This is a genomic window from Nostoc sp. ChiVER01 (genome assembly GCF_034531155.1).
In the GTDB taxonomy this organism is placed as follows: domain Bacteria; phylum Cyanobacteriota; class Cyanobacteriia; order Cyanobacteriales; family Nostocaceae; genus Nostoc.
The window spans coordinates 54,231-81,165 of the sequence record NZ_JAVRBS010000004.1; the positions used below are offsets into that span (position 1 = coordinate 54,231).

Genomic DNA, 26,935 nt, shown 5'->3' on the forward strand with positions numbered 1-26,935 from the left:
TTCATAAGTAAATATACTTACAAATTTTCTAGTTATCTATTAGACGAAAGATTTGTGGCAGTAAAAGTTTTCTTGATTACTGCAATAATATGTAAAACAAGATACCTAAAATTGGTTTATTTACGAAATTGTAGTGGAAGATACTTACAAGGATAGGAGGGTTATTATAAGAAATCTGTATATAAAAGTTGGAATATTGCCAAATTTGAATGATAGATTTTGATGAATCTGAAGCATCCTAAATTGGGGGTAAAAATAGCTAAATCCAGTCATATTAAACGTTTGAGCCATTTTAGTTCGAGCAACGTTAGAAAGTAGGCCCAAAGTAGCCGATAGATCATACGGTTGTTTTTTAGGGAATAATCAACGTAAAGTCTCGTGTTGAGAAGACTGATTGGGTAGAAATATCTTGAAGATATCTACAGTGGGGGGCATCATTTTTCCAGAAGTCGCAGCAATTTTATTCTCGGCAGCGACTATGGACTTGGCATATAGTTTGTCTAGTCCCCGCGATTGACGCAAGACAATAGCGGACAATGGTAAAAAGTAAAACGTCCTAAGTGGTGTGAGGAGTGGTTCGGACAAGTAAACACAGCAAAATTTAACTTTTGCTAATACGTGTGAACTTGTTTAAATCAGAGAAGCAGGTTAATCTTGCGTAAGCATCTCTGGTGAATGTGATCTTGATCTATCATTCGTTGTGATCTAAATCATTTACTAGTATCCAACTGAAAAATCGAGGTCAGTTAAGCGCTAGTGATCATAGGAGGTCGTCTTTGAAACGAGCATTGAAAAAGAGAGTGAAAGCTGTGTTGAACAATAACCCCAGCAGCGATGATGCCCCGGTAGAACTGCTAAATGTGATAAATCCAAAAGTTAACCGCCGGGTGCGGACAAAAGCCGCCATGATTGGCTTGGCAATCTCTATGGGAGCAACCAGCCTTTTGGTGACTCGACAAAGCGATCAAGCCCAAGCAGCAGTGCCTGTAGGTAGCCAAAAGGCAACCTCAACAATTCCTGCTATTCCTGACACTGAGGTGAAATTTGCCTCCACAAAGCTGGAGTCCCAAGCAGTCTCATCAGCGAGCGTGCCGGAAAATCCTGTTATCGTGGAACCAACGGCAGTCTCACAAGTGCCTGGGCTTGAAGCTAAATGGCAAGTCGCAGCAAAGGGAATGTCTTTGCAAGTTCCTGCATCAGAAAGGTTTTCCCAAGGAACAGCAGTTTATAAAAATTCCACCTACTTGAAGCCCCAAGTGGCACAGGGATTAAACAATACCTTAGCAGAGGCTAGTTTCCCAACAGTCAATAATCTGTCTGAGTCTAGTGCTGATGGTGTTGGTATTGCAAATGCATCACTAACTGCCCAGCCACAAACAGTGGCAACGTCAACGGCAGTCAACAGTGAAATAAATGCACAACTTAAGGCGCAACAAGAGTTCGCACTGAATCGTTTACAAGAAAAATCGAACCGTTTAAGAAACAGTCTGGCACAGTTGCGGTCTGGGGAGACTAAAGATTTATCACAAGCTGATATGGGGTTGGCACAGCCAACAACTGTGGTTGAGAAGACTGTATTAGCCCAGTCGGACACTTCTGGCGATGCAAGCAAAGCGAAGTTGATATCGAAGTTAAAACAGAAGACACAGACAACTGCACTAACACCAGCTAAACCAACAGTTATTGCGTCCTCGACTCGAACAGCCTACGAAGTTAAGCCTGGAGATACACTAGCAGCGATCGCCAGCAGATATAACACTTCCGTATCAGAACTAGTCAAGGCAAATAACCTCAATAATCCAAATGAACTGAAAATTAGCCAACAACTAATTATTCCTGCTGTTCAACAAATTGAGGCAACTGTAGCAAGTAACGCCACTGTAGCGAGTCCTACTTTTGTAGAGTCCAGAAAAGCTCCAAAAGTAAACAACTCCCCTATAAATATTGGTAGTGCCAACTCATATTTACCTAGTTCACCATCACCAGCTATTGCCGACAACAGTAACATTACCGTCCCTACACCGGTAACTGTTCAGGTTCAGGCAAATAGTGCAACCGACTTAGAAACAGCCCCCACCACTACTTCTTACGGCGTCGGTGGTGAAAATCAAGTGCCACAAACTTTTGCCGAAATGCAACAGTTTAAAGCACCAGCAAATAGGGTAGCAAGGGTCAACAATAACAATAATGACCGTTTGCGGAGCTTACAAGCTGAAATTCAGAGATTACAGCAGAAATATCGCACCCAACAGTCTGGTAACTCAGTTGTGGCAGCAGCACCTTCTGAAACTAATCATGCTGCGATCCTCACTCCTGTTTCTACTCCCAATAATTTCACCGTACCCAATGCGGCTCAACCGAATAGTGTAGCAATCCAAATTCCAGTTCCTACACCGATTCGGAGTAACTATAGCGTTCAGCCAATTAAGCCCCAATTTGGTACTCCTGTACGCCCTAGTGAGGCATTAAACCCAGAGTTCTTGCCTAATCTAGGTTCTCCTAGTAAGTGGACTCCCTCTCGTACTCCAGTAGCCGTAAAGGTTGCAACACCTTCTGGAAGAGTAAATGCTTCTGACTCTTTAGGAATGATGCGGGGAAGAACTGTTTCTCCACAGGTAATACCACCTTTGGCAGCAGTTGATCAATATCTGCCCAAACCCATTGACGAACTAACACCTCCTCCATCTTCTTCCTCAACCATAGCTTTCACCTGGCCAGCAAAGGGCACTCTTACCTCTGGCTTTGGTATGCGCTGGGGAAGACCGCACAAGGGAATTGATATTGCTAACTCCACTGGTACACCAGTTGTTGCTTCAGCTGAAGGTACGATAGAAAAAGCTGGCTGGAACAACGGTGGCTACGGCAACCTTGTTGAAATCCGCCATCCTGATGGCAGCACGACTCGCTATGCTCATAACAGCAAAATTCTGGTACAACCTGGTCAGCAGGTGCATCAAGGAGAAACAATCGCTTTAATGGGTACTACTGGTCACAGCACTGGCCCACACAGCCACTTTGAAATTCATCCAGGAGGTAAAGAAGCTGTTAACCCAATAGCCTTCCTACCCCAACGCGTGTAAAACAGGCTATCTATAACGAAATCATTGCCTTGTTAGTTGAGGGAGGTAAACTCCCTCTTTTGCTTTCTATTAGTTCAACGGAGATGAAAGCTGTAAAAAAATTGCAAAAAAGGCTAGCCTTGAGCAAATTTATATGCTATATTAGTTAATGATTTGGAAAGACATGGCTCAGTAGCTCAGTTGGTTAGAGCACGGGACTCATAAGCCTGGGGTCGTTGGTTCAACTCCGACCTGAGCCACTTTAAAGTTTATAAGTAGTGAGCGATAAGTGGAGTTGTTGTACATTTACAAATTAGATGTCGCCGTTCACACATTAATGTCGCTCTTTCACTAATTGGTGTTGTGAGTCTTCGACATAACCATTCACAAACTAATGTCGCAATATTAGGACTGTGTACGGTTATTAGTCAATACTAGACTTACCAAATAGAACACCATATAAGCTTAAGTTTAACTCAAGCTCTAAAAACTTTTACTATACCTTGCTTAAACAAAGAACTTTTGTTCTTTGATTTCGCAAAAAATTAGTCCAACCACCATGCTTGGCAGCAAAAGTTAAGCAGGACGGAGTTGAACCCTTTCAACCCATACCTAATATCTTGTAATCTTTATATTTCCACTAGCCCTGCACTGCAAGAATTTATTTATCTCGTAATCCTAACTGCTTATAATATTTTTGTTGAGCAAAAACTGCTGGAGTTAATAAAGCCTGTCTATGTGTTTAGTGTAGACGAAGCCCACCGAAGGTATCGCTTCATTATCTATAGTAGGAGTATGATGTCGGTGTGGGTGGTCAGAGTTTTGTTTTAGTCGCTTGGGCATGGCGGTAAACCAAATTTTTCATTGTATCTAATTAGCTCTCTCTTCCCCTTTGCCAAAACTGCCGTAAAATCTCCCCAGGTTTACGATCCCAAGTGTCGATATGCTCGTATATCAAATTATCTTGGTTGAGTTTATACGTTGAATAGCCATTAAAAAGCAAACCAGCTTTCCAGGGAACGCGCAACACTCCTCGCACTGTCCATTTGGCTAAAATCGTATCTTCGGCTGACTGATAGACCTCATGTACATCAAAGTAAATTTGGGTAAAAAATAGCCGAGCGTGAAATCGCAAAGTCCAAAATATAATCCGATAGTTAAATTTGTATTTAAATGTATTTACTGGGTCTTTAAAATAGATATCGTCTGTATAAATGTCATAGGAAATATCTTTTTCAAAAAGTGTCGGTAAATCTTGTTTGAGAGTTTCAATTACCTGTTGCATCTGTAAGTTACTTTATAGGTTAAATTTTTCCATAGCCCCCAAATATTATTGTAGTACTAGCATAAGCGTTACAGTAATATCCAAATTAACGAGATGTGCTTGCAGGTATACGGGTAAATAAAATCTCTTTAGCAGTTGGTTCTAGAGGAAAGGTAAGACTAGTAATATTACCTTGAGTATCAGTTAAGAAAGATATAAAGTCTGGTTTGTCGCTTAACTTAGATTCAACAAAAATATCATAGTGGTAGTGTTCTAATTTATAAATAATTGAATTATAAGTTAGTGTTAAAAGATTATCATTAATTGTTCCCACTCTAATAAAATAGGATTTACGCAAAAAGTGCTAAAAAGATTAATTTATCGAACCGCCATCGCGCTTCGCGTCTCGCAGAAAAGACGCCAAGAACGCCAAGAATCGTAGAGTTTGCGTAAGTCCTATAAAAAATATTTTCAATTACCTCTAGAAAACCCAGATTCAATCTGACTTTGTTAATTTGAAATTAGTATTACTTTTATACAGCAAAAATTATCACGAACCATGTTATTGGGTAGAGTGTAAAGCTTATTGCATTTATAGCTAAAGATTTCTTAAAAACTTTACTACTCCTTGCCAAATTGAAGATGTCTTGCTGTTACTTACACCACCCGCACTCAAATCTGACAGAGTGGGAAATGATGCAGACTTAGCATAAGGGCCATCTCGCAAAACTTTAGCTAGGGTATTGTTATTTTCGCGCAAACCTTCGTAAAAAAAGAATACCTCTCCTTGAATTCCAAGTTGACGATTGTATTCAATTGCCTGCACCAGATATTCTGGACTAATGCAGTAAGAGCCAAGTTTCATCAGTATTCCTGGCGCTAACTTAGGCAGTGTCGCATCTGTGAACTGCTGGTTTACTAGTTTATCAGCGATCGCCTGATAACTCCTAAAGTCACGGCGATAAATCTGCGGCTGAATCATATCAACTATTCCCCGCTTCAGCCATGCGGGTGAGTCTTGCAGATATTCCTGGAATGCCCAATCATGAATATTAGGTGCGATCGCTACTAATAAATTAGGATTAACTGCTTTCACTTCCCGGTAGAGACGCGCCAAGAAATCAGTGAGAATATCTGCACGCCACTGTAACCATTGCCTATCCTTGGGGTTCTGTGGCGGATTGCGATCGAATTGCTGGCGATAACGGTTGACAGTTCCCTCATCATAGCCTCCTTCACAGGGAAATGCAGGGAAGCGATCGTCTCCTTGAACACCATCCACATCATAATTCTTTACAACTTCCAGCACCAAGTTCAAAAAGAATTCCTGCACCTGTGAGTCGAGTGCATTCAACCACTCAAAGCCGTTTTTCTTTAGTAAGTTGCCGTTACAATCGCGCGCAGTCCATTCCGGTTTTTTTTGTAAGAGTACACCACCATTCAAATTGTAGGAACTTGCAAAGCCATATTCAAACCAAGGAATAACTTTTAACCCAACTCGCCGCGCCTCAATTATCACCTCTTCTAAAGGGTCACGACCTACAGACAGATGGTCAATTTCGACTCCAAATGTCTGCTGCATTGTTTGACTAGGATATAAAGTTACTGCCTTATTCCAAACAACGGGAAACACCACATTAAATCCGGTTTTGGCAAGGAAATCCATCGCCTCGGCAATGCGTTCCTTTGACCTGAGAACCTTACTATCAGTAGTCGTCAGCCAAATACCACGGGTTTCTATTATTGCCATTTCTATAAATTGAAATTCTCGGCACTGCACTATCTAAACATTGACTAACCGACGATACCGCGCCTGTATTATTGTGTAAATTCCATAGGCAACTAAACCTAGTGCCACAATACCCAAAAGCCATGCTCCGTTAGGCTGTTGCGCTAGTGTCTGTAATACTTCATCTAAACCTTCGGCGGTAGCGGCGTTCGATTGCCTTGCGGCTTCAATTAAAAACCAACCGATAATACAAAATACTATACCCCGTGCCGCTAAACCAAATCTGGAAATCCTCATTACCCATTGGGCTTGTGTGTTGCTTAACTCAGTTAAATTGAGTTCTTTACGAAATTTGCCACTAAAAGCTTGATAAAACTGATAGAAACCTAGAGCAATTACAAACACCCCCACAGTTCCAACTAACCATTCACCAAAGGGTTGAGAAAGCAAACGTGCTGTCGAATCTTCAGTAGAATCACTACTATTTTTACCGCTACCTGTACCCATAACGATTTTCACAGCACTTAAGGCTAAACTTCCATAAATCAAGCCATTAACTGCGTAACCAATTCGCGCTGCCAAACCTTTGGCATCATTCCCTTTATTTTCTGGGTCTTTAATTGCCTGTACAAAACGCCAGATTACGTATCCAATCAAGCCAATTGCAACTAAAGCTAGCAAAAATTTACCAAATGGCTGGTTGACAATTGTTTGGAGAGCGCCTTGGGTATCAGTTGTTTTACCACCCCTGCCAGAAGCTGCCTGTGCTGCCAGTAGTCCAACTATACCGTAAACTACTCCCTTAGAAACATAGCCAAATCGTCCCAGTCGCTCAACCCACAATGAAGCATGGTTTGTCAACTGTTGTGTCATGGTAATTAGGGAGAAATATTATATCTATCTTTTACCAAAAATTACCCATGATTTACATCTACCGCAGGGCAAATTGTCTAATGTTTTTGCAAAAAATCACTATCATAATACTGTCTTTTAATAGATGTGAGGTTACTCCAAATAATATTACAGTTGCTAAGTACAGTATTACTATTTAGTATTTTTTAATGCTGAATTTGAATTAATTATGTCTTTAATAGAAAGTTCTTGGAAACACGAATATATAACTACTAATGGGGTAAAACTACACTACGTTACCCAAGGGGAAGGCCCCTTAATGTTGATGTTGCATGGATTTCCGGAGTTTTGGTACTCTTGGCGGCATCAAATACCAGAATTTGCCCAAGATTTTAAAGTGGTCGCCCTTGATTTGCGTGGCTACAACGATAGTGATAAACCAAATGAGCAATCAGCTTATGTAATGGATGAGTTTATCAAAGACGTTGAGGGACTAATTAAAGGATTAGGATACCAAAAATGTGTATTAGTTGGTCATGATTGGGGAGGTGCGATCGCTTGGAATTTTGCATACACTCACCCCGAAATGTTAGAACAATTAATTATTCTTAACCTACCTCATCCTGCCAAATTTGCTCAAGGGTTACGCACTCCCCAACAGTTGCTACGTAGCAACTACATATTTCTCTTTCAACTACCGTGGATACCAGAATTACTTTTACAATCTTCAGACTACCAAGTAATTGAAACAACTTTTAAAAATACAGCAGTTAATAAGAATGCTTTCACCCAAGCGGATATTGACGCTTATAAAAATGCTGCTGCAAAACGCGGCGCCCTCACAGCAATGTTGAACTACTACCGTAATATTTTTCAACAGAGAATGCTAAATCCAAGTTGGGGCGTTCTGGAAGTGCCAACACTGATGATTTGGGGAGAAAATGACACTGCACTTGGCAAGGAACTAAGCTACGATACCGCAGCCTATGTTAGGAATTTTCAAATTAAGTACATACCCAATTGTGGTCATTGGGTGCAGCAAGAACAGCCTGAATTGGTTAATCAGTATATCCGAGAATTTTTAAAGACTTAAAGAAGTATAAATACTTATCAAAATAGCCAAATTATGACGAGTAGTACAAGCTCTTAAAAAGATTTAATAGTGATTTAACATTGGCAGTTTTTTAGGCATTGTCAAGTAAAAATCGCCAAAAATCAGAATTAACAGCATTTATTGGATTACCGTTACCCTTGTTTCATATCACAACTAAGTTGTCAAGAGATAGATTGACCTTAAGAAGTTTAATGAGATAATAGAGTTGTGAGGGACAGAACGGACGCAACTTGATTATTTAAGGGGGAAAATTATGAAACTCCAGCTATTAGCGGCCATGGCCTTAGCAACTCCCCTATTTTTTGCTAGCTCGGTTAGAGCCGAGAACCCGCAGGACTTACAAAAGCTGCTTTCAACTGGGGAATGCATTAGCTGTAATCTATCGGGAGCTAACCTCAGTGGCGCTCATTTAATTGGTGCTGACTTGAGAGGCTCAAAGCTTCAAGGAGCCAACCTTGTAGGCGCTAACCTCGAAGGTGCTGACTTAACTGGTGCAAACTTGGCAGGTGCTAATCTAACATCTGCTTATGTAAGCAATGTGAATTTAAAGCAAACCAATCTTAACGGAGTAAATTTTACACGCGCTACAATTCACGATTCTAATGTGTATAAAGCATCAATGAATGATCTTAACCTTACTGATGCCGAAATATTTAACACTGGAATCGGGATTGGTGGAGAAGATGCCGAGATTCCTGATTGGAAATAGGCTGAACTGGTAGGCAGGTTAAAAAAAGACAACATTAGAGAAACTGGTGTTTGCCAGTATTATCTTTAAAATCTGCCTATACACTATATAAAAATAAAAAATGAAACCCCTCTGCCTTGTAATGACTTTACTACAACAAAAGCAGAGGGGGTTTCTTATTGGGGCTGAACCGAAAATTTATGTAAAACAAATGTAATTTAGGCTGAATAGGTATGCTATGTCTAGCTTTCAGGCTTTTAATTAGTTTTAATGAAATTTTCAATAAGTTGTACGGTTCTCTACACACAAATCGAGGATGTTTCGTTAAGCTGTTAACGCTATGATTGAGCTTTAGTGAATGTCTTATGCATTGGTTGTTATCTGGGCCGTTGAGTATAGAGAAATTGACGGTTAACATTACAGGGTTGCCTGCATCGTTACAAGGTAAGAAGCTGGTGCAGTTGTCAGATTTTCACTACGATGGTTTGCGGCTGTCAGAAGAGATGCTAGAAAAAGCGATCGCACTTACTAACGAAGCTAAACCAGATTTAATTTTATTAACTGGTGACTACGTAACTGACGATCCCGCGCCGATTCACCAACTGATACTTCGACTCAAACATCTGCAAAGTCGCAGTGGTATTTGTGCTATTCTTGGCAATCACGATATACATTACCAAAACGCCAAAACAGAAGTTACCGATGCCCTTACTAGCATCGGAATCCACGTTCTTTGGAACGAAATTGCCTATCCACTAGGAAAAGAATTACCTCTTGTTGGACTAGCTGATTATTGGTCACAGGAATTTAATCCTGTACCAGTCATGAATCAACTAAACCCCGACACACCCCGCATCGTTTTATCCCACAACCCAGATACTGCCGAGATACTGCAAGAATGGCGAGTTGACTTACAATTATCTGGTCATACTCACGGTGGTCAAATCGTGATTCCCGGAATTGGCCCTGCGATGTTTTTTTACGACAAGCTTGCAGAAAAAATACCCAAAAAAGTGCAGCGTCGATTTCCATTTTTGTCAGAAAATATTTCTGTAGTCAGCCATTGGGAATGGGCACAGGGTTTGCACCGTCTGGGAAAAAATCAGCTATATGTCAATCGTGGTTTGGGGACTTACCTCCCAGGACGCTTATTTTGCCGCCCAGAAGTTACTATAATCACCCTACAGGGTGAATAAGTAATTCAAATTTAAAAATTCAAGAATAGAATCACGGCAGGTATTCTGGCTAATGAGTACCTGTAGTTTAGTTTCAGAATTTCAATCAATTAGTTAATTGTATCTGGAATAGATGACATAAATTATTGCAGTTTATCAAGTTACATTTTTATTTTGGTAAGCTGTAAGCGCTGGTATGAGGAGTATCGGTTGCCTTATGCATTGGTTGTTTACGGGACATTTAAGAGTAGATAAAATCACGGTTAAGATTGCGAAACTTCCAGCATCTTTACAAGGTACAACGCTAGTGCAGTTGTCAGATTTTCACTACGATGGTTTGCGCCTGTCGGAAGACATGTTAGAAAAAGCGATCGCACTTACTAATGAAGCTGAACCAGATTTAATTCTATTAACTGGTGATTACGTAACTGACGATCCAACGCCGATTCACCAATTGGTGCATCGACTCAAACATTTGCAAAGTCGTTGTGGTATTTACGCCGTACTTGGTAATCACGATATCTATTACAGCCACTCAAAAGCAGAAGTTACACAGGCGTTAACTAGCATTGGGGTGCATGTGCTTTGGAATGAAATCGCCTATCCACTAGGAAAAGAATTACCCCTTGTTGGACTAGCTGATTATTGGTCACAGGAATTTTACCCTGCACCAGTCATGAATCAATTAGACTCGGTTACACCCCGGATTGTTTTATCTCATAACCCAGATACAGCAAAGATATTGCAACAATGGCGGGTAGATTTGCAACTATCTGGTCATACCCACGGTGGTCATATCGTAATTCCGGGCATTGGCCCTGTAGTATTTTATTATAAAAAACTACTCAAAAAAATTCCCAAAAAATTACGGCGTTGGGTAACATTTTTCTTGGGAGACTGTTCTAAAGTCGTGCGATATTGGGAGTGGGCGCAAGGGTTTCACAAGGTCGAAGAAAATCAACTATATGTCAATCGTGGTTTAGGAACTTATAAACCAGGACGTTTATTTTGTCCTCCAGAAGTGACTGTAATTACGTTAGTTAGTCACTAGTCATTAGTCATTAGTCATTAGTCATTAGTCATTGGTCATTAGTCATTAGTTTAAATAACAAAGGACAAATGACAAAGGACAAAGGACAAAAATGCATAACACTCAAAGCAGAAACCGCCTGAAGCTACGGTGGATAAGTCTCAGCAGCTTGGGGCGGTTTCTTGAAGATTGGAGAATTCAGAAATAACTAACTCAAACTAAGGTGGACAACATTCGCGATCGCTCTACTCAGAATTGCACATCCTTACATTCCAACTAGGCAGGCATTTTCTGGCTGTGCGTTTTAATACCTCCAAAACAACTCATTGAACTTAAGGCGAAAACACATTCAATGGATGCCACAACTAAAAGAGCGATGTCTACGACGGGCTATGCCTACGCAAGAACATTAGAGCAGGAGGTACAGGCTCTAACTGGAAAGTTTTTGTTGAACTCTTAACCTGTTTGTACCTTGCTCTTAATCTAGCATCGTGTTTGTTTAGCTACAAGACACCTTTACTAAACTTGAGTACCATTTACTTTTCGCAACAATTCAGAAATCTTTCTTAAAAATATTCCCACTTGTTAGATGTTGGTGTTAATGCCAGCATTATCAAGTGGGATGAAAGTTTAGAAGTTGTTATTGAGCAGAACCGCCTGTAGTAGTATCATCTGCCGTAGAAGAACCGCTATTAGATGTACTATTTGACTGGTCTACTCCTTGAGGTGGAGTGGTTTTAGAGCTATCACTTTTCGTACTTGGCGCAACAGTATTAGTCGTTGGACTTTGTGTAGCTTTAGGCGTTGGCTGGATTACAGAAGGCGCTTTTTCTGCGGCAGGCTGCTGGGGTGGGATAGTAATGTTAATATTCGGTTGGCGAGGTACAGATGGAGGTGTAACCTGCTGTTGTGGAACAGGAACAGGAACAGTAACAGGAACAGGTACTTCCCTAGTTTTTTCGATTATCGTGGTTTTTGTTTGAGGAGAAGCACTAGGAGTTGGACTACTACTTGGTACAGGAACCACGACTGGCACAGTATTGTCAACGGCTGCGTTATTCTGCTGGTTGAAGTACCAGACGCCACCTATAACCAAACCAAGCAAGGAAGTGATAATAATACCCAACAGCAAACCACCACTAGCATTGTTTTCATCACGCTGGGCTAAATCTGCTTGCTGGTAGTTACGCTCAATATTTCGACCATGTACATAACCGTTAGTGTAAGAGCTAGGATTAGCTGCGCTGTTCTTGACTGTTTCAGAGGTTCGTGTCAAGTCAGTGTGAGTATTACCATTAATATCTGTGTAAGATTCGTGCTTGATTTCACTGTTTTTGCTTTCGCGTTCAATAGACATAGCTGTTGATTTCACTCCTCGATATGATTTTGACAAACTAAAGTTTTGTAAGAACAAGAGATTTTAATGAGCTTAAAAATTTATGTTGCTGATTAAATATTGAGTTTTATTTGTTACTCAACTGTTGGTACTTATCAGAATAACCCCTGAGATTAGACAAGTGGCTCTATCTCCAGAGAGTTAATACTTAATCGAAAGAAAGATTCTCCTAAAGATAGATGTTATTAAACAGTTAGGTGATGCATTGATAAAAAATCTAGTAATTTGCTTCAGTTTTCTCAATTTTTAATCAACTTGAATAGATTATGCTTATAGGTGATTTATAAAAAACTGACAGCCTTACCGATGGGGAACAGGGTAATAGTTTTATCCCCACTGCCACTAGCCAGCGTCTTACCGTCGGGGCTAAAGGCAACGGAATAAACCGCATCTTCAGCTCCTGAAAAAGTACAGAGTTCATTGCCTGTATCTACTTGCCATAGCTTGAGCGTTTTGTCTTTACTGCTACTAGCTCTAATTTTGCCATTGGGGCTAAAAGCGACAGAACAAACACGATCAGAATGCCCAGTTAGTATGCATACTTCTTCACCACTTTCGACACCAGTACAAGATTCTCTAACTCTAGGTATGTATCGCCGTCTGAAACGTCGTTCGGTTTGTCGTTAGACATCGCATCGCCAAAGCTTGATTGTCATATCTCGACTACCACTAACTAAAGTTTTACCATCGGGACTGAAAGCGACGGAATTAACCCAATCTGAATGGTTATCCAAAGTGTAAAGTTCTTGTCCCGTGTTAACATTCCATACCTTTACAGTACGATCTGCACTACCACTAACAAGATGCTGACGATTGGGACTAAAAGCGATCGCACTAACATAGCTGCGATGTCCAGCAAGTGTGTTAATTAGCTTACCTGTATTGATATTCCATAACTTGATAGTCTGGTCATAACTGCTACTAGCTAAAATTTGTCCATCAGGGCTAATGGCGACACAAGTCACCCAGCCTGAATGCTCGTTGAGAGTTTGCAGCAGTTTGTTACTTTTCAAATTCCATAGCTTAATGGTATTATCCGCACTGCCACTGATAAAAATCTGCTGCTTTGGGCAAATAGCAAGGGAGTAAACCAAGCCAGAATGACCTTTGAGGACTTGCAGTAATTGTCCCATCTCTATATGAGAAACCTTGATAGTAGTGTCTGTACCGCCACTCAGGATAGTTTGACCATCTGGACTAATGATTACAGAAAAAACTGGGGTTGAATGTACTTTGAGTGTCTTGAGTAATTTACCTGTAGACACTTGCCAAATCATTATGCTGCTATCATCACTGCCACTAACCAAAGTTTGGCTATCTGGGCTAAAGGCTAGGCATCTTACCCATTTTGTATGACTAGTGAGAGTATGTAGTAATTTACCTGTGTCGAGATGCCAAATTTTGATAGTATTATCACTACTTCCACTAGCTAAAGTTTGCCCATCTGGACTGATTGCAGTTGTAAAAACCCAGTTCAGATGAGTCAGGGTGTGTACACATTTCCAGGGTGAAGGTTGAGACTGTGATTTAGGTGATGGCGGCGTTGGTGGCTTTGGCGGCGGCGATGTTGGTTTGGGTGCTGCTTTTTTCTGTTTCAGTTCCAGTTCTCTGGCATTTTTGAAATCTGACTTGGCTCTATTTTCGTATCCTAGTTTCGAGCAAGCAAGCCCTCGGTATTTGTAGGCTTCAAAGTAGTTGGGGTTGAGACGAATTGCTTGACTAAAGTCTTCAATTGCTTCACTATATTTTCCCTTTTGAGCGTTCTCCATGCCCAGTTTATAGAAACTTTCAGCATTAGATGGAGTAAAATCAATTTTGATAGATGTGGAAGCAGATTGATTTATCTGATCTGGCTGATAAGACTTTAACCTTGCATAAGCTTGATTGATTTCTTTGATTTTTTCTTCTGCTTCTTGCTTTTGCTGCGGTTCAAGAAAAGAATCTGGATGCCAAGTCTTAGCCATCTGGCGGTAAGCTTGCTTGACCTCATCAACAGATGCACCTGGTTTTAACCCCAAGATATTGTAAACATGATTTATATCGATGCGATCGCTCATACTAGAAAATCAGCAGCAAATCCAACTCTACTTAGTATTCCCTAATATAAGTATTATCTAACTCAAGATATGGTGTCGCCGTCTGAAACGTCTTAAACTATATTCGCTTCTTATCTCCAACGCCGATTTAGCCGCAATATGTTTTTAATCCTCTGACAAAATCTTTCTAGCAGAGGTCTAGGTTTGGATACATATCTAGGCGATCGCACTCTCCGTGCAGCACCCGGATTTGTTAACTCTTCTTCTATTTGTGCAGCTTTATTTAAATCGGAAGCGGCTCTATATTCGTATCCCAGTTGTGAGCAAACTAGCCCACGATATTTATACGCCTCAACATATTGAGGATTGAGACGAATTGCATGGGTAAAATCTGCGATCGCATCCTCATACCTTCCTTGTGTAGCATTCTCTACTCCTAAACTATAAAAAGTTTCAGCATCCCAACGATTCACAGATATTTTGGTGGGATTTTTAGGCGAAGATGAAGATGGATTTTCAGGAATAGGAGGCTCAGATGGACTTTCTGATTTGAGCTTGTTGTAAGCTGAGTTGATTGATTTGATTTTTTCCTCAGCTTCCTGTTTTTGCTTTTGCTCAAGAAAGCGATCGGGATGCCAAATTTTCACCAGTTGACGGTAAGCTCGCTTTAGTTGTGCTTGTGATGCACCCGGTTCCAACCCAAGAATTTCATAAGCATGATTGATATCGAGGTCATCGCGCATACTGAAAAAATCGGCAACTATAACTATATAGATATATGTTAACTATTCCCTTAAATCTCCTCCAATCAACTCAAACGCCCCATTCTGGTTATCACTGGGATGGTAGTAGTCGCCGCTTCTTTGAAGGCTGGTATTACCGCATCACTTTACCGGAAATTGGGCAAACATTCGCTTTTATGTACTCCATTGAAGACCCCATCGGCGGTAAACCCCACAGTGGCGGTGCAGCCCAAATTCTCGGCCCCGATGATGAGTATTTATGGCGTACTTTTCCTGATGTGAATAAATTTTGGGGAAATCGAGATGTTTTGGGTTTAGGTCATTGGGGTAAAACAGACTTGCAAATTTCTCCTTTATATTTGCTCCAAGCAGAGTTTGAGCATCATGTTCAAGAGGGTTATCAAGCTACAGCTACCTTGAATCAGGGGATTATCTGCGATCGTGCAACCAATAATTATTGCCGTTGGCAGTATGAAATTCAACCAGTATACGGTTGGGGTAATAAAAATAGCATTCAGCAATCAACCGCAGGCTGGGTGTCATTTTTGCAGATTTTTGAACCTGGATGGCAAATTTTGATGGCTCACGGTTTAGCCACTGGGAAGATTGACTGGAATGGTAAAATCTACGAATTCACCAACGCCCCAGCCTACGGCGAGAAAAATTGGGGTGGTGCTTTCCCGCAAAAATGGTTTTGGCTAAATTGTAACTACTTTGAAGGCGAACCCGATTTAGCATTAACTGCTGGCGGTGGAAGGCGGGGTGTGCTGTGGTGGATGGAATCTGTAGCGATGATTGGGTTGCACTATCAAGGCAAGTTTTATGAATTTGTTCCCTGGAATTCTCAAGTAGATTGGGAAATTCAGCCTTGGGGTAGATGGCAAATGAAAGCTACCAACTCTAATTATGAAATTGAATTGACAGGAACCACAGATTTTCCTGGTACACCTCTGCGTGCGCCTACAGAGGATGGTTTAAGATACTGTTGCAAAGACACCATGCAAGGAAAGTTAAATTTAGAGTTACGAGAAGTAAGTGGGAGAAAATCTAAAATAATCTTGAAAGCAGAAAGTTTTCTTTGTGGTTTAGAAGTAGGCGGCGGTCCTTGGGATGATTGTTGGCAGTCTCGGTAAAAGTACTGCTATAATTATATATGCTTCATATTTGGGGTTGTAGCTCAGTTGGATAGAGCGGACGCCTCCTAAGCGTCAGGTCGTGCGTTCGAATCGCACCAGTCCCGTAAGCAAAGAAATCCCTATGACCTTGACTAATAGGGGGTAAACTGCATTAAAAAATACTCAGATGTAATAAGTGCGTAGGCGTAGCCCGTCCAGACATCGCATTCTGTGATTGTTGAATCCATCTTTAATCACTACAGCAGCTTTCAAAGAAAGTCAAGTACACAACGATTCGTCTCAAAGCCATTAACGGAACTTAAACATTTTTGAGACAGAAACAAGGCTCAAACCTATACAGGGCAAGGAAAATACACCAAAGGCTCAAAAATGCTTGAAACCCAGATATATCAGGAAACTAGGTAAAACGATGTCAAAGTCTTTTTGTATATACGTTTGAGAGTTTTTTTAGGCTACTTTTTGTCTAAGTCCCATTAATAAAGCGTGTTTGACTTCAAAATTACTAACTTCTAAATTCTGAATTCTCCTGTATTAAACTTCATCAGGGTTTATTCCAAGCTGTCTCAAGCGTTCTGCTAAACGCTGGGCTTTTTGCTGTTCTTGTTCTAATTGAGATGTTAATAACTGCGATTTTTCCTCACCAGTTAGTAATAAATTTCCTTGTGTATCCCACCAACGCAACCAAGGCGCTGTAGTATTTCCATACTGTCCTTGCCAAATACCCAATTCGACACCCATCAAGGAAATCTCATAGTGTCCACGTTCGTTAGCTGTGAGTTGCTGATACCTACCATCAACTAAGTGATAAACCTCAATCGCAGCTTTGCTAAATTCGTAAATGCCATAAAAAGGTACGCGGATTGCTTGCTCGTATACCCAGAATTTACCAGTCATTGGAGTATTATCTCTTTCTTCTGAACCATTCCCAGAAGCGAATTCCAATACAATTAGGGGAGCGACATATTCTTGCCACAATACATACGAACATCGAAACTGACCATTTAACATAGGTGCAACATTCGGGACGTAAAACCAATCGGGTGCTGAAGCACCGCGTTCAGGTGGTTCGGTTAAACGCCAGTAAATGCCACAATCTTGACCAATACAATACTGATTATCTGGGTGAATTTGCTGTAATGTACCTTGAACTGAGTCAGTTAGAAGTATGCTTTGCGGATGTTCTTGAAAATTTTTCACAAAAGTTCCATCCGACTCAGGTAACTCAGTATGGTCGGGAAGGTGAGTAATGCCTAGTTCGGACAAGTTGGCAATAGTCATTGAACTTTGGCGCGAGTGAATCGGTTTATTGATCTTAGCACCGCTCCGACCAAATGCTTGGCAGTAGGTAGTTTAGCGATGCTAATCAGCGACTCATTGCAAAAATCTGTTCAGCCGTTAAGGGAATGTTTGGAAACAATCTAGAATCAATTCGATCCTGCCCTCGAAACACCTTTGGGGGTAAATACTCTCCATCTTCAAGTTGGTAGATTGTAATGGTTGGCTGCTTGGGAGAGCCAATGAACCGAATGCCACCAAAAGCAGCATAGTCCACGATGATGTACTCGAAAACGCCCAAGTCCTCTCTTCGAGACGCTACGCGAACATATTCAGCAAGTTTTGTCAGATAGTCGTCCTTCCAGTTGTTGCTAACAACCTCAATGATTCCGGGTGGTGGAATATATGTTGCTGACGGGTACTTCACTTAATGCTACCAAGATGAAGATGTACAGCTTTGTTTATGCCTTCAATCATGCCATAGGTCTTTGATGGACACACCTTTCTAAAAGTTTTTGTGTCTTTCCTAACAAATTAGATGCAATAATGTCTGATGTGATATCACCATCCAGATTATCGTAGAAGTACGAAGAATGAGCATCTTCTGCTCCAATAACCATTGCCATATCTGATTGACCCATATTTTTTAATGTTTTCTCCATCGCGTTTGCATACTGCCACACATACTGATCGCAGAATAATAAATCTAAGCCAATTTCATCTTCTATGGCAGCTTTCAGAGGATAGGCAATTAAGTCAGAGGAATGAATTATATTTACCCATCTTAATTTTTGCAATACAGCAATTTCTTCTTTATTAGAATTTTTAAAATAATATTTGATAACTGAGAAATCAATATCTAGCATTTGCTTAAGGAATAAGAGAGGAGAACCCAGTGTCGTAATGCTAGCTAAATTTAACAGATTTAGTTTCTCACGAAAAATAAAAGCTGGATCATCGTTGTCTAAAGTATTTGAAAACATGAGATCCCACAGAATAAAACTACCTAGAGAATGAGCAATCAAATGAATTTCTTGTTGATTGGAGTGGTCATTTAAGAACTGACTCAGTTGTACAACGATAGTTTTACGTATTGCTTTACCGCGTTCGGGATTTTGATAGATTAAAAAATCACCTAAAAAATTACTGATTATCTCATTTCTTCGTTTTTTGTATCTGTAAATATCATCATACGAACCTTTATATTCTTTATGGTGTTCACAAACTCTAGAAAAATCTTTTTCAATACATCCAATAGTTTGATGTTTCTTATTGTTGAATAAGTTTCCCCAGAAACTTGAGTAAAAGTTGGCAGGGGTTGCTAGCTTTTTGCGGATTTTTTTTATGAGTGCGTCAGCATATCTAGAATTCTGAGTGTTGACACCGTGAATAAAGAATACAAGCATACTGATAAACAATTACAGTTATAACTGCTAGAAATTGTACTGTTGTAATATTTCCCCATAACCAACCTCAAATCACTGCGCTATAGAACAATTGTTATTTGATGTTGAGCCGTACAAATTTCGGGGAACACTAAACTTGAAACCCCAATGAGTCTGTTATATAAGTATTGACCAAAAGATATAGTATGGATGAATTCGTAAGAAAAGCTGCTGGAATAGGTTTGCCTGTAATTATACTTCTAATTACAATGGCTACTACAGGTCTTACTGGTGCTGCTGCTATTACAGCAGCTTTAGCAATGTTGGGGCCAGGAGGGATGATTGGTGGTATAGTTCTGCTGGGAATAATAGGCTTGGCAGCTGACATGTTATCTAGGTTTGGTCTAGAGGCGTTGTTAATAGCCATCTATAGACAGCGCTTGCAAAATGGGGAAACTCGTAACAATATCTGCCAAGAAATTAGCTGGCTACCTATATCTGGAGATTTAAAGCGCAGGCTTAGAGAAGAATTTGGGTGCTAGTTGTTTTAAGTAAGCGATATTTATAAGTGAGTATCGCCTTACCTGCTAAATTAAGGAGAGATTCTAGGAATGCGATTGCCTACGGCGGGTTTAGTCCATCGCACAAATGCCACTCATCCTCTTTCACATCTCCACTATTCTGAAAATAATCCCTGACGCAATTACAAGCTTGCGCCAACAATTTTTCTAGACTGGAATCAAAGTCTAAATTGAGGACATAAGAACGCTTGAACAACAAACACACTATGCGGATTACACCTGACGGTCAGATTACTATCCCTCCTGAAATCCGAGAGGTGCTAAACATTTCTCCTGACGTAGAATTAGCGTTTGAAATCGAAGACGATCGCCTCTACCTCAAGAAAATACGCCTACCGATAAAATTTCAACTTGGATTGACGCCATACGGGGTTGCGCTGCTGGAAACCTCGCCACTGACCAAATCATGACCCTCACCCGCAGCGATGACAATCTATGACCGTCTTGGTAGACAGCAACGTTATCCTCGACATTCTTACCAACGATCGCATTTTAACGGCTCGCACTCTTCATTGCATCTGCGATCGCATCTAAAAAAGCTGCTTTAATTCCTTCATCGGTAAGTCGCGGATGCGCTTCTAGTATTTGCTCAGGTGTTTCACCCGCAGCAAGTTTTTCGAGAATTAATTCAACTGTAATACGAGTTCCTGAAATGATAGGTTTGCCCATCATTATTTTTGGATTGGATACGATTTTTTGCATGAGTTAGGATTTTTTTGATAGATAATTAATATATACAACGCCTTTGATCATTCTTCTCCATCACCTACTAGAACACAAGGCGCGATCGCTCTTCATTACCTTCTGATTAGTCTGCAAATAATCATGTAGCAAATTGCAACCCCGTGCCAGCAATTTTTCTAGTTCGATATCTGCTAAATTTTGGAAAATTACTGTACCATTGCCACTACCCGCAGCCAGAGTCTTGCCGTCATGACTAAAACTGACGCTGGTTAACTCTTGTTTATCACCCTTTAAAGCAATCAGCAACGTGCCTTCTCGGTTCCAAATTCTCACTTTGTCATCACTGCTAGCGGCTAAAGTTTTACCATCGGGGCTAAAACTCACACTGATGAAACTATCGCCATCGCCTGTAAGATTATTTAGCAAATGACCGTCGCGGCTCCAAATCTTCACCGTGTTATCAATACTAGCCGAAGCGATCGCTTTTCCATCTGGCGACCAAGCAACCCCATTTACCCGGCGACTATGACCATTTAAGCTGTATAGCAATTTACCATCTAAATTCCAGATTTTCACGGTTTTGTCATCGCTGGCTGAAGCTAGCAACTTGCCATCAGGGCTAAAGCTTACCCAATTCACTGCATCTTGATGTCCCTGCAAGGTGTTAAGCAGTTTACCGTCACGATTCCAAAGCTTTACTGTTTTATCTTTACTAGCTGAAGCAATTACTTGACTATTAGGCGACCAAGCAACACTCAAGACGGTATCATCATGACCATGTAAAGTGTTAAGCAGTTTACCGTCACGATTCCAAAGCTTTACTGTTTTATCTTTACTAGCTGAAGCAATTACTTGACCATCGTGGCTGAAACTAACGCCCCAAACTTGACCTTCATGCCCAGTTAATGTATGTAGTAGTTTACCGTCTCGACTGAAAAGTTTAATAGTTTTGTCTCGACTTGCTGCTGCTAAGGTGCGATCGTTTGGGCTAAAACTGATGCTAGTTATCCAGTCATTGTTATCGGCTTTGGGCTTTCGCTGTAACACGCCGTCCAAATGCCAGAGTTTAATAGTTTTGTCACGGCTTGCAGAAGCCAAGGTGCGACCGTCTGGGCTAAAACTGACGCTATTTACCCAATTATTATGTCCTTTCAGGGTTCCCAGCAACATACCTTCAGAACTCCAAAGTTTGATTGTCTCATCGGTACTTGCAGAAACAATCGCTTTCCCATCACGGCTAAAGCTGACGCTGGTAACTCCAGCACTATGCCCCGATAAGGTTCGCAGTAACTTACCCTCTAGATTCCATAGTTTGATTGTCTGGTCTAAACTAGCAGAAGCAATAGTTTGACCATCAGGCGACCAAGCGACACTTAAGACTGCATCATCATGTCCCTGGAAGGTTTTTAGCAGCTTACCATCCCGATTCCACAATTTCACCGTCTTGTCAGCACTCCCGGAAGCAATGGTTTGTCCATCGGTTGACCAAGCGACACTTAAAACTGCACCATTATGTCCCTGCAAAGTTTTGAGCAATTTACCATCCCGACTCCACAGTTTCACCGTCTTGTCGCTACTCGCCGAAGCAATAATCTGACCATCTGGGCTAAAACTGGCATTATTCACCACACCTTGATGCCCTACTAGAGTAGCAAGCAGTTCACCCTCTCGACTCCAAAGTTTCACCGTCTTATCTTGACTGGCGGAAGCAACGATTTGGCTATCTGGGCTGAAACTGACGCTATTGACTACATCTTCATGTCCCGATAACGTTTTGACCAAGCTACCATCGGGATGCCAAAGTTTGATTGTAGTATCCGCACTGGCTGAGGCAATTAAGGTGCGATCAAGGCTAAATGTAACACTGTTTATCCCAGATATATGCCCGTCGAAACGGTTATATTCTCTTAACCCGAAAACTGCTTGATATAGTGCCGTCTGTACTTGTTCTCTAGTATTGGAATCTACCCAAACTGTCTGTTGTAATTTTCTCCCTGCTTTTAAGCTTTCTTTTAAAGCATCAATACCTTTTTGGGATGCAAATAAGGCTTCACTAGATGCACTGAGGGTTTTAATTTCGCTATCTACTGCTGTGACGATGGAAACACTTAATCCCAATATGGCGAGAACAGAAGCAGTCAGCGCAATTTTTAATGAACGATTTAATTGAGCTTCACTTAACCTTTGTTTCTTTTGACTTTCTGCGAGTTTAGCTGTTAATTCTTTTTCTTTTAGTTCAGCTCGTAATTGCTCAATTTCTAACTGACTCAATTCTTCGCGCTTGTGTAACTCCCGCAATTCTGTTAATAAATCCAAACCCTGTTGAGGATAAGGATCTACTAATTGCGATCGCTGCTCATTTTGGCTAAGTTCACTCTTAAGTCGCTCAATCTCAGCTTGACTCTGTTCTACTTTGTAGCGCAGCTGGTTAAGTTGTACCTGTAAGCTCGATTCTTGTTGTTGCAGGTAGCGAATCAAGTCTACTAAATAATCGTGAATCAGTTGATAGCGTTCTGGTACATCAGGGAATAGTACCACTAAACCGGAGCTAACTAAAATCTCTAATACTAACTCTAATTTACTAGCATCTTCTAATTCTGCTAGCTGCGTGGCTAACTCAGCACGAGTTTTAAAAGGTCGGTTGTTACTTTCATCTGTTAATAAGTATAAGACGAGTAACGCGGCTCGTTCATTTTCTGGCCCGCAGTCTTTAATCAGTTCCTTAAGATATCGCTCGATGAGTTTGTTCGGTCTATATGGCTGATATTCTTCTAGTGTAGTAATTCGCTCATCTTGAATTTGCGCTCCTACAACTTGCAATTCAATGGGGCGGACTTCTCCAAATCCTGTTGATAAATCTTCGATTAAGGCATCAATTAAAGCAGGCTCTAAATTCAACTGCGATCGCTCTGTTAATTTTCGGATAATTGCTTTAGCATATTCTGGCGAAAAATTATTTAATTGGTAGCGAATATGTTTGTCAAGAATATTATTATTAATCGCTTCCAGTGCTGAAACATGTTTAAAGTCTAATAAACGATGTAAATAATCTTCTCGCAAAGAAAGGATAACTTTAACAAAGGGTATATTCAGGCAGTCGCTAATAAATTTATCAAATTCTTGCTTTTGATTGCGATCGCTATAACCAAAGAAAAATTCTTCAAACTGGTCAAAAATTAAAACTGTGATTAGATGGTTATCAGCATTTTCTTTTAGTTGTTGTAAAATTTCTAAGATGGTGATGGGTGTGTCAGAGTAGGGCAAAGTTTCCGCTTCCATAGCGGCTTCTGCTTCTGGGATGATGTCAGCATAGATGGCTAGGGATGCGTCATTAGACATCGCCTCACTTAAAGATTTTCCTAATTCCCGTGCCCAATCGGTGTAAACTTGCAGTACTACAGGTACAGCTATTTGATCGCCAATAGCTCGATTTTGCAGTGCTGGAACTAAGCCCGCAGTTACAATGGAACTCTTACCTACCCCTGATTGACCGTGAATCACCGTCAATTTTCGATCAGCACGGCTAATTCTCCCAATTAAGTTATTAATATCACGCTCTCGCCCAGAAGCTGCAATTTCTAAAGCAACGCTGCTACTCCCAGAAGGTGACATCAATGCTGGGTTTGTCGCCTGTCTTTGGGGTTGCAAGCGTCCAGCACCGATGAAAGCCCGAAAACCGTACTGCTGTTCAACAGAACGCCGTTTCTGTCGAATATAATAGGCTTCCAAATATCGCCCTTCTTCAAAGTAGAGCGATCGCAGTGTCCGCAATAAGCGAATATAACGATGGGCATCGTATTGATGGGCGCTGCTTTCTAAGGCTCCTGGTAGTTCTTTTGTCGCTTTGTCTAAGTATTCACGGGCTACTTCTAACTCACCTATATTTCGCTGTGCTTTCGCTAAAACTAAATAGTAAATTTGCCCCAACAGTAACGGAAATAAGCAGTTATAAGGGTCTTTGTGCTTTTGCGACTCACCTAATTTCAGCAGTGATACGTGTGCTAATATACTCGCCTGTACCCACCGCGACTGCTGCACAGCCACTTGCGCGAGAAAACCGTAGTCACAAGCTAATTGGATTTGACTACCATAAGTTTGATGCAACTCCAGAGACTTTTGGGCAACCGTCTGCAATTCTTGCCACTCTTGCAGATATTGCAAAACTTCCGCAAGTTGACTAATAAATCCAGCAACTATGTCTGGACGACCAGCCACTTGTAAGATAGTCAAGCACTGCTGAAAATAAGATTTAGCAGTGTACCAATGACGGCGGTTTTCTGTTTGATTTTGCTCTGCTAGACGGCAATAACATAGCCCAATATAAAACAACAAGATTCCTTGTCGCAGAAGCAATGGAGATGGCCGATTAGGAGGCGTAGGCGAAGAAAAAACTCCCCCTGCCTCCCCTGCCTCCCCTGCCTCCCCTGCTCCCCCTACTCCCCCTACTCCCTCATCCCCTTTCTTCGCCAACTGCTGCCAAACTTGCAAGCTTTGCTGAAAATGGTTTAAAGCTGGATTAATGCGATCGCTAATATAATCATCTAGACCAAAAACAAATTCTAAACTCGCGTGTAATTCTGGCTCTAAGGTAATACCACGATTGTGCAACTCTCTAATGGCAAAGTGGAGTTCATAGCTATGTTCCCAGACTTGCTCCACAGTGGAATAATGCTTTGCAATTTGAGGAGGTTGGTGTTGTGTAGCATCGCTTGATAACACCGTCGCAAATAAAGAGTCAGTTTCCTGTTGCAAAAATTCCAGCAATGATTCAGTTGTCATCTCAAACCGAATCGGTGTCGCCGCCCAACTTGCAAAATCTGGCGCTAAACGCACTACCTTTTGCAATACTTCCTCATTCATCCACACAATCATCGGGAATGGGTGGCGTTTACGAAATTCATCACGAATATGATTAATAGAGCTAAGTAGATCGTCAAGTCCATCTACTGACTCTAAACCCAAAATCATCAACGCCGAGGGCGGATTATCTTGGTTTAGCAGTTGTAAATGAATACTTGTGTAAAGGCTTCTAGCATTATGCGACAGAACTACCTTTTGAATTCGGTGTACTCCTGAAGAGAGTTCTTCGAGTCGTTGCAGCATTCGCTCTTGCAAAACCCGATAATTGCAGCACACCAAAACCAGGGAGAATTGACCGCTAGAAAGGGTAATTGCTCTCCCCAAACTTCGTAAAGCACGCTCGTTTGCTGCTCTTATATCTGCTTGTGGGTGTCGTTCAACCATGATTTAAATTTTTCCGTCTCTGCTAAAACTGGGTTGACGGCAAACCAAGCTCCCTGATGATCACGGTATTCAAATACAAATAAACTTCGCAAGAGAGCATGGTATTGTATATCACCTCTAACTCTCTGCTGTTGCACCACCTGAAAGATGAGTTCCCACTCATGAGGATCGATGGCGTTGGCTCGGTAATCCCGTTGTCTTTGAATTACCAATTCAACACATTCCCGCTCAAAGGGTGGATCTTGTTCTCGCAGACAGTCAAACAGTAACCCTAGCAAGTCGCGTACATGACCACCACTAATCAGGCACAATCGATCTAAGGTTTCCCGACTATCAAACACCTCTGTAATTAAGCGTAACCGATCGCTAGGTAAAATGTCTGGAAAAGCTCTAGCTAGCACCATTTGCTGCATCATTCCTAGCCCTTGGGTGAAAATCTCCCCAGAGCGCAAACGTACAGGTATCATCGGTAACATCTTTGGTGCGACTCCTCCCCCTAAACGATGCTGAAGTTCGGCGCTATCGTTGGAGAAAGTCAGGGCTAAGGGAATAGTGTAGACTACATGACAATTTAATTTGCGTAACTGTTCACCCCGTTCAATAAATAAGTATTCTGGTAGCGATCGCCCCGATGGTAAAGGTCGAATTGCGACTCTATCCAAGTTATCAACAATGACTACCAGTCCTTTTTTACCCTTGCTTTTCAGTTCTTTGTTAGCACGTTCTAGCAATTCTTGATTAATTGACTGTAAAATATTTGCTGTTCGTGGTTCTAGATAATCTCTTAACCGCCGCCGCAATTGGGGACTTTCTTTCGTTTTAGCGGTAATTTTGGCAATCCCCACAGATAATTCTGCTTCTACGCCAAGGTCAATTGGTGTTTGCAAAAAATCCACAATTTCACCAAACAACTTGGTAAAATAGCTAGGCTTGAGCCTAATTTTCATTGCTTCTAGGCTTTGACTCACTTGGCCGGCGATCGCCAACAAAATATCAGTCACATCCACATCTGCCATTTCTAAGACATGGGTAGACTCAAAGTAAACTACATGAAATTGCTGCACTTCTAACTCAGCTTTGAGCCGCAACAACTCTGTTGATTTTCCACAACCGAGATGTCCTGTAAATAGTTGACAAGTTGGAACATCTGGCGATATTCTAGCGATCGTGCGCTGCAAAGCCTCGATAATTTTGCCACCCCGCACCGCAGCAAAATCGATATAGTACCTGCGATCGCTGGCATTTCCTATAATTAGAGGTCTGCTCGGATTGCAAGCCTGATAAAATCTTTCTAAATCTAGGAGCATAACTAATCGAATTCACTCAGGAATAGGGATGACAAAATCTACTGATTAAATATATTAGTTTTAGGGAATTGAACCCTTAATTGTAAGTACACTAAGTACATCTCACCTAAACTACTAACTAAACTAGCAGCATTCAGGATAATTGTTCATATATAGGAATCGTATTTGATTTTTGAAATTATCTATGTGGGCGGGGAGTGGGGAGTAGGGAGTAGGGAATTAGGTTTTTCGATCTGT

General features: G+C 41.1%; 22 protein-coding genes, 2 tRNA genes and 1 pseudogene. 10 read left to right on the top strand and 15 right to left on the bottom strand.

Annotation, left to right across the window (positions count from 1 at the left end; genetic code table 11):
* Positions 1-363 precede the first annotated feature (363 nt).
* Entirely contained in the window at positions 364-537 is a 174-nt protein-coding gene (locus RMY00_RS07045; protein WP_322646864.1) for a hypothetical protein, read from the bottom strand.
* A 239-nt stretch (positions 538-776) separates the two neighbouring features.
* On the opposite strand from RMY00_RS07045, the gene RMY00_RS07050 reads away from it, so the two are divergent.
* Positions 777-3,080, top strand: a complete 2,304-nt coding sequence (locus tag RMY00_RS07050) for a peptidoglycan DD-metalloendopeptidase family protein (protein WP_322646865.1) — start codon at positions 777-779, stop codon at positions 3,078-3,080.
* A 165-nt stretch (positions 3,081-3,245) separates the two neighbouring features.
* Positions 3,246-3,319 (top strand) — tRNA-Met (locus tag RMY00_RS07055).
* 614 nt (positions 3,320-3,933) lie between these two features.
* Here RMY00_RS07055 and RMY00_RS07060 read toward each other — a convergent pair.
* The 4 genes from RMY00_RS07060 to RMY00_RS07070 form a co-directional block, all read right to left on the bottom strand.
* Positions 3,934-4,344: a DUF2358 domain-containing protein gene (locus RMY00_RS07060; RefSeq protein ID WP_322646866.1), complete on the bottom strand. Its 411-nt coding sequence runs from the start codon at positions 4,342-4,344 to the stop codon at positions 3,934-3,936.
* 85 nt (positions 4,345-4,429) lie between these two features.
* Positions 4,430-4,657, bottom strand: coding sequence for a DUF3471 domain-containing protein (locus RMY00_RS36090; RefSeq protein WP_416212045.1), 228 nt, complete (start codon positions 4,655-4,657; stop codon positions 4,430-4,432).
* 264 nt (positions 4,658-4,921) lie between these two features.
* Entirely contained in the window at positions 4,922-6,073 is a 1,152-nt protein-coding gene (locus tag RMY00_RS07065; protein ID WP_322646867.1) for a glycoside hydrolase family 10 protein, read from the bottom strand.
* A 33-nt stretch (positions 6,074-6,106) separates the two neighbouring features.
* Positions 6,107-6,925 (bottom strand): DUF1206 domain-containing protein, encoded by an 819-nt coding sequence (locus RMY00_RS07070; protein ID WP_322646868.1) that lies wholly within the window; start codon positions 6,923-6,925, stop codon positions 6,107-6,109.
* A gap of 208 nt (positions 6,926-7,133) precedes the next feature.
* Between RMY00_RS07070 and RMY00_RS07075 the strand changes: the two genes are divergently transcribed.
* From RMY00_RS07075 to RMY00_RS07090, 4 genes are all read left to right on the top strand, one after another.
* Positions 7,134-7,997 (top strand): alpha/beta hydrolase, encoded by an 864-nt coding sequence (locus RMY00_RS07075; RefSeq protein ID WP_322646869.1) that lies wholly within the window; start codon positions 7,134-7,136, stop codon positions 7,995-7,997.
* A 274-nt stretch (positions 7,998-8,271) separates the two neighbouring features.
* Positions 8,272-8,727 carry a pentapeptide repeat-containing protein gene (locus tag RMY00_RS07080; protein ID WP_322646870.1) on the top strand — a complete coding sequence of 152 codons (456 nt, stop codon included), beginning with the start codon at positions 8,272-8,274 and terminating at the stop codon, positions 8,725-8,727.
* A 344-nt stretch (positions 8,728-9,071) separates the two neighbouring features.
* Complete coding sequence (locus RMY00_RS07085) at positions 9,072-9,902, top strand: metallophosphoesterase (protein ID WP_322646871.1); 831 nt, start codon at positions 9,072-9,074, stop codon at positions 9,900-9,902.
* A 196-nt stretch (positions 9,903-10,098) separates the two neighbouring features.
* Positions 10,099-10,932 (top strand): metallophosphoesterase, encoded by an 834-nt coding sequence (locus RMY00_RS07090; RefSeq protein WP_322646872.1) that lies wholly within the window; start codon positions 10,099-10,101, stop codon positions 10,930-10,932.
* Between the two features lie 619 nt (positions 10,933-11,551).
* On the opposite strand, the gene RMY00_RS07095 is transcribed toward RMY00_RS07090, so the two are convergent.
* The 4 genes from RMY00_RS07095 to RMY00_RS07110 form a co-directional block, all read right to left on the bottom strand.
* Complete coding sequence (locus RMY00_RS07095; RefSeq protein WP_322646873.1) at positions 11,552-12,268, bottom strand: hypothetical protein; 717 nt, start codon at positions 12,266-12,268, stop codon at positions 11,552-11,554.
* A gap of 320 nt (positions 12,269-12,588) precedes the next feature.
* Complete coding sequence (locus tag RMY00_RS07100; RefSeq protein WP_322647130.1) at positions 12,589-12,897, bottom strand: hypothetical protein; 309 nt, start codon at positions 12,895-12,897, stop codon at positions 12,589-12,591.
* Positions 12,898-12,930: 33 nt separating this feature from the next.
* Entirely contained in the window at positions 12,931-14,364 is a 1,434-nt protein-coding gene (locus RMY00_RS07105) for a DnaJ domain-containing protein (RefSeq protein ID WP_322646874.1), read from the bottom strand.
* 110 nt (positions 14,365-14,474) lie between these two features.
* Positions 14,475-15,086, bottom strand: coding sequence for a J domain-containing protein (locus tag RMY00_RS07110; RefSeq protein WP_322646875.1), 612 nt, complete (start codon positions 15,084-15,086; stop codon positions 14,475-14,477).
* A gap of 35 nt (positions 15,087-15,121) precedes the next feature.
* On the opposite strand from RMY00_RS07110, the gene RMY00_RS07115 reads away from it, so the two are divergent.
* Positions 15,122-16,219: a tocopherol cyclase family protein gene (locus tag RMY00_RS07115; protein WP_322646876.1), complete on the top strand. Its 1,098-nt coding sequence runs from the start codon at positions 15,122-15,124 to the stop codon at positions 16,217-16,219.
* 33 nt (positions 16,220-16,252) lie between these two features.
* Positions 16,253-16,326, top strand: a tRNA-Arg gene (locus tag RMY00_RS07120).
* A 427-nt stretch (positions 16,327-16,753) separates the two neighbouring features.
* Here RMY00_RS07120 and RMY00_RS07125 read toward each other — a convergent pair.
* The 3 genes and pseudogenes from RMY00_RS07125 to RMY00_RS07135 form a co-directional block, all read right to left on the bottom strand.
* Positions 16,754-17,500, bottom strand: coding sequence for a Uma2 family endonuclease (locus RMY00_RS07125; protein WP_322646877.1), 747 nt, complete (start codon positions 17,498-17,500; stop codon positions 16,754-16,756).
* Positions 17,501-17,585: 85 nt separating this feature from the next.
* Positions 17,586-17,912: pseudogene (locus RMY00_RS07130) on the bottom strand (Uma2 family endonuclease); the annotation flags it as partial.
* Positions 17,913-17,970: 58 nt separating this feature from the next.
* The gene (locus RMY00_RS07135; protein ID WP_322646878.1) at positions 17,971-18,903 is read right to left on the bottom strand and encodes a hypothetical protein; all 933 of its coding nucleotides are present in this window, start codon (positions 18,901-18,903) and stop codon (positions 17,971-17,973) included.
* Between the two features lie 185 nt (positions 18,904-19,088).
* On the opposite strand from RMY00_RS07135, the gene RMY00_RS07140 reads away from it, so the two are divergent.
* Together RMY00_RS07140 and RMY00_RS07145 are read left to right on the top strand one after the other, a co-directional pair.
* Positions 19,089-19,424 (top strand): hypothetical protein, encoded by a 336-nt coding sequence (locus tag RMY00_RS07140; protein WP_322646879.1) that lies wholly within the window; start codon positions 19,089-19,091, stop codon positions 19,422-19,424.
* Positions 19,425-19,669: 245 nt separating this feature from the next.
* The gene (locus RMY00_RS07145; RefSeq protein ID WP_322646880.1) at positions 19,670-19,873 is read left to right on the top strand and encodes an AbrB/MazE/SpoVT family DNA-binding domain-containing protein; all 204 of its coding nucleotides are present in this window, start codon (positions 19,670-19,672) and stop codon (positions 19,871-19,873) included.
* 82 nt (positions 19,874-19,955) lie between these two features.
* On the opposite strand, the gene RMY00_RS07150 is transcribed toward RMY00_RS07145, so the two are convergent.
* From RMY00_RS07150 to RMY00_RS07160, 3 genes are read right to left on the bottom strand one after another with little or no spacing between them, the layout of a single operon-like run.
* On the bottom strand, positions 19,956-20,165 hold the full coding sequence (locus RMY00_RS07150; RefSeq protein WP_322646881.1) for a DUF433 domain-containing protein: 210 nt from the start codon (positions 20,163-20,165) through the stop codon (positions 19,956-19,958).
* Between the two features lie 60 nt (positions 20,166-20,225).
* Positions 20,226-25,391 carry an eIF2A-related protein gene (locus RMY00_RS07155; RefSeq protein ID WP_322646882.1) on the bottom strand — a complete coding sequence of 1,722 codons (5,166 nt, stop codon included), beginning with the start codon at positions 25,389-25,391 and terminating at the stop codon, positions 20,226-20,228.
* The gene (locus RMY00_RS07160; RefSeq protein WP_322646883.1) at positions 25,361-26,698 is read right to left on the bottom strand and encodes a P-loop NTPase fold protein; all 1,338 of its coding nucleotides are present in this window, start codon (positions 26,696-26,698) and stop codon (positions 25,361-25,363) included. Before RMY00_RS07160 ends, RMY00_RS07155 begins: the two co-directional genes overlap by 31 nt.
* Between the last annotated feature and the right edge of the window lie 237 nt (positions 26,699-26,935).

Coding starts and splice junctions, on each gene's coding strand:
- RMY00_RS07060 (WP_322646866.1), bottom strand. CDS start 4,344: ATGCAACAGGTAATTGAAACTCTCAAACAAGATTTACCGACACTTTTT.
- RMY00_RS07065 (WP_322646867.1), bottom strand. CDS start 6,073: ATGGCAATAATAGAAACCCGTGGTATTTGGCTGACGACTACTGATAGT.
- RMY00_RS07070 (WP_322646868.1), bottom strand. CDS start 6,925: ATGACACAACAGTTGACAAACCATGCTTCATTGTGGGTTGAGCGACTG.
- RMY00_RS07075 (WP_322646869.1), top strand. CDS start 7,134: ATGTCTTTAATAGAAAGTTCTTGGAAACACGAATATATAACTACTAAT.
- RMY00_RS07080 (WP_322646870.1), top strand. CDS start 8,272: ATGAAACTCCAGCTATTAGCGGCCATGGCCTTAGCAACTCCCCTATTT.
- RMY00_RS07085 (WP_322646871.1), top strand. CDS start 9,072: ATGCATTGGTTGTTATCTGGGCCGTTGAGTATAGAGAAATTGACGGTT.
- RMY00_RS07090 (WP_322646872.1), top strand. CDS start 10,099: ATGCATTGGTTGTTTACGGGACATTTAAGAGTAGATAAAATCACGGTT.
- RMY00_RS07095 (WP_322646873.1), bottom strand. CDS start 12,268: ATGTCTATTGAACGCGAAAGCAAAAACAGTGAAATCAAGCACGAATCT.
- RMY00_RS07105 (WP_322646874.1), bottom strand. CDS start 14,364: ATGAGCGATCGCATCGATATAAATCATGTTTACAATATCTTGGGGTTA.
- RMY00_RS07110 (WP_322646875.1), bottom strand. CDS start 15,086: ATGCGCGATGACCTCGATATCAATCATGCTTATGAAATTCTTGGGTTG.
- RMY00_RS07115 (WP_322646876.1), top strand. CDS start 15,122: ATGTTAACTATTCCCTTAAATCTCCTCCAATCAACTCAAACGCCCCAT.
- RMY00_RS07125 (WP_322646877.1), bottom strand. CDS start 17,500: ATGACTATTGCCAACTTGTCCGAACTAGGCATTACTCACCTTCCCGAC.
- RMY00_RS07135 (WP_322646878.1), bottom strand. CDS start 18,903: ATGCTTGTATTCTTTATTCACGGTGTCAACACTCAGAATTCTAGATAT.
- RMY00_RS07140 (WP_322646879.1), top strand. CDS start 19,089: ATGGATGAATTCGTAAGAAAAGCTGCTGGAATAGGTTTGCCTGTAATT.
- RMY00_RS07145 (WP_322646880.1), top strand. CDS start 19,670: ATGCGGATTACACCTGACGGTCAGATTACTATCCCTCCTGAAATCCGA.
- RMY00_RS07150 (WP_322646881.1), bottom strand. CDS start 20,165: ATGCAAAAAATCGTATCCAATCCAAAAATAATGATGGGCAAACCTATC.
- RMY00_RS07155 (WP_322646882.1), bottom strand. CDS start 25,391: ATGGTTGAACGACACCCACAAGCAGATATAAGAGCAGCAAACGAGCGT.
- RMY00_RS07160 (WP_322646883.1), bottom strand. CDS start 26,698: ATGCTCCTAGATTTAGAAAGATTTTATCAGGCTTGCAATCCGAGCAGA.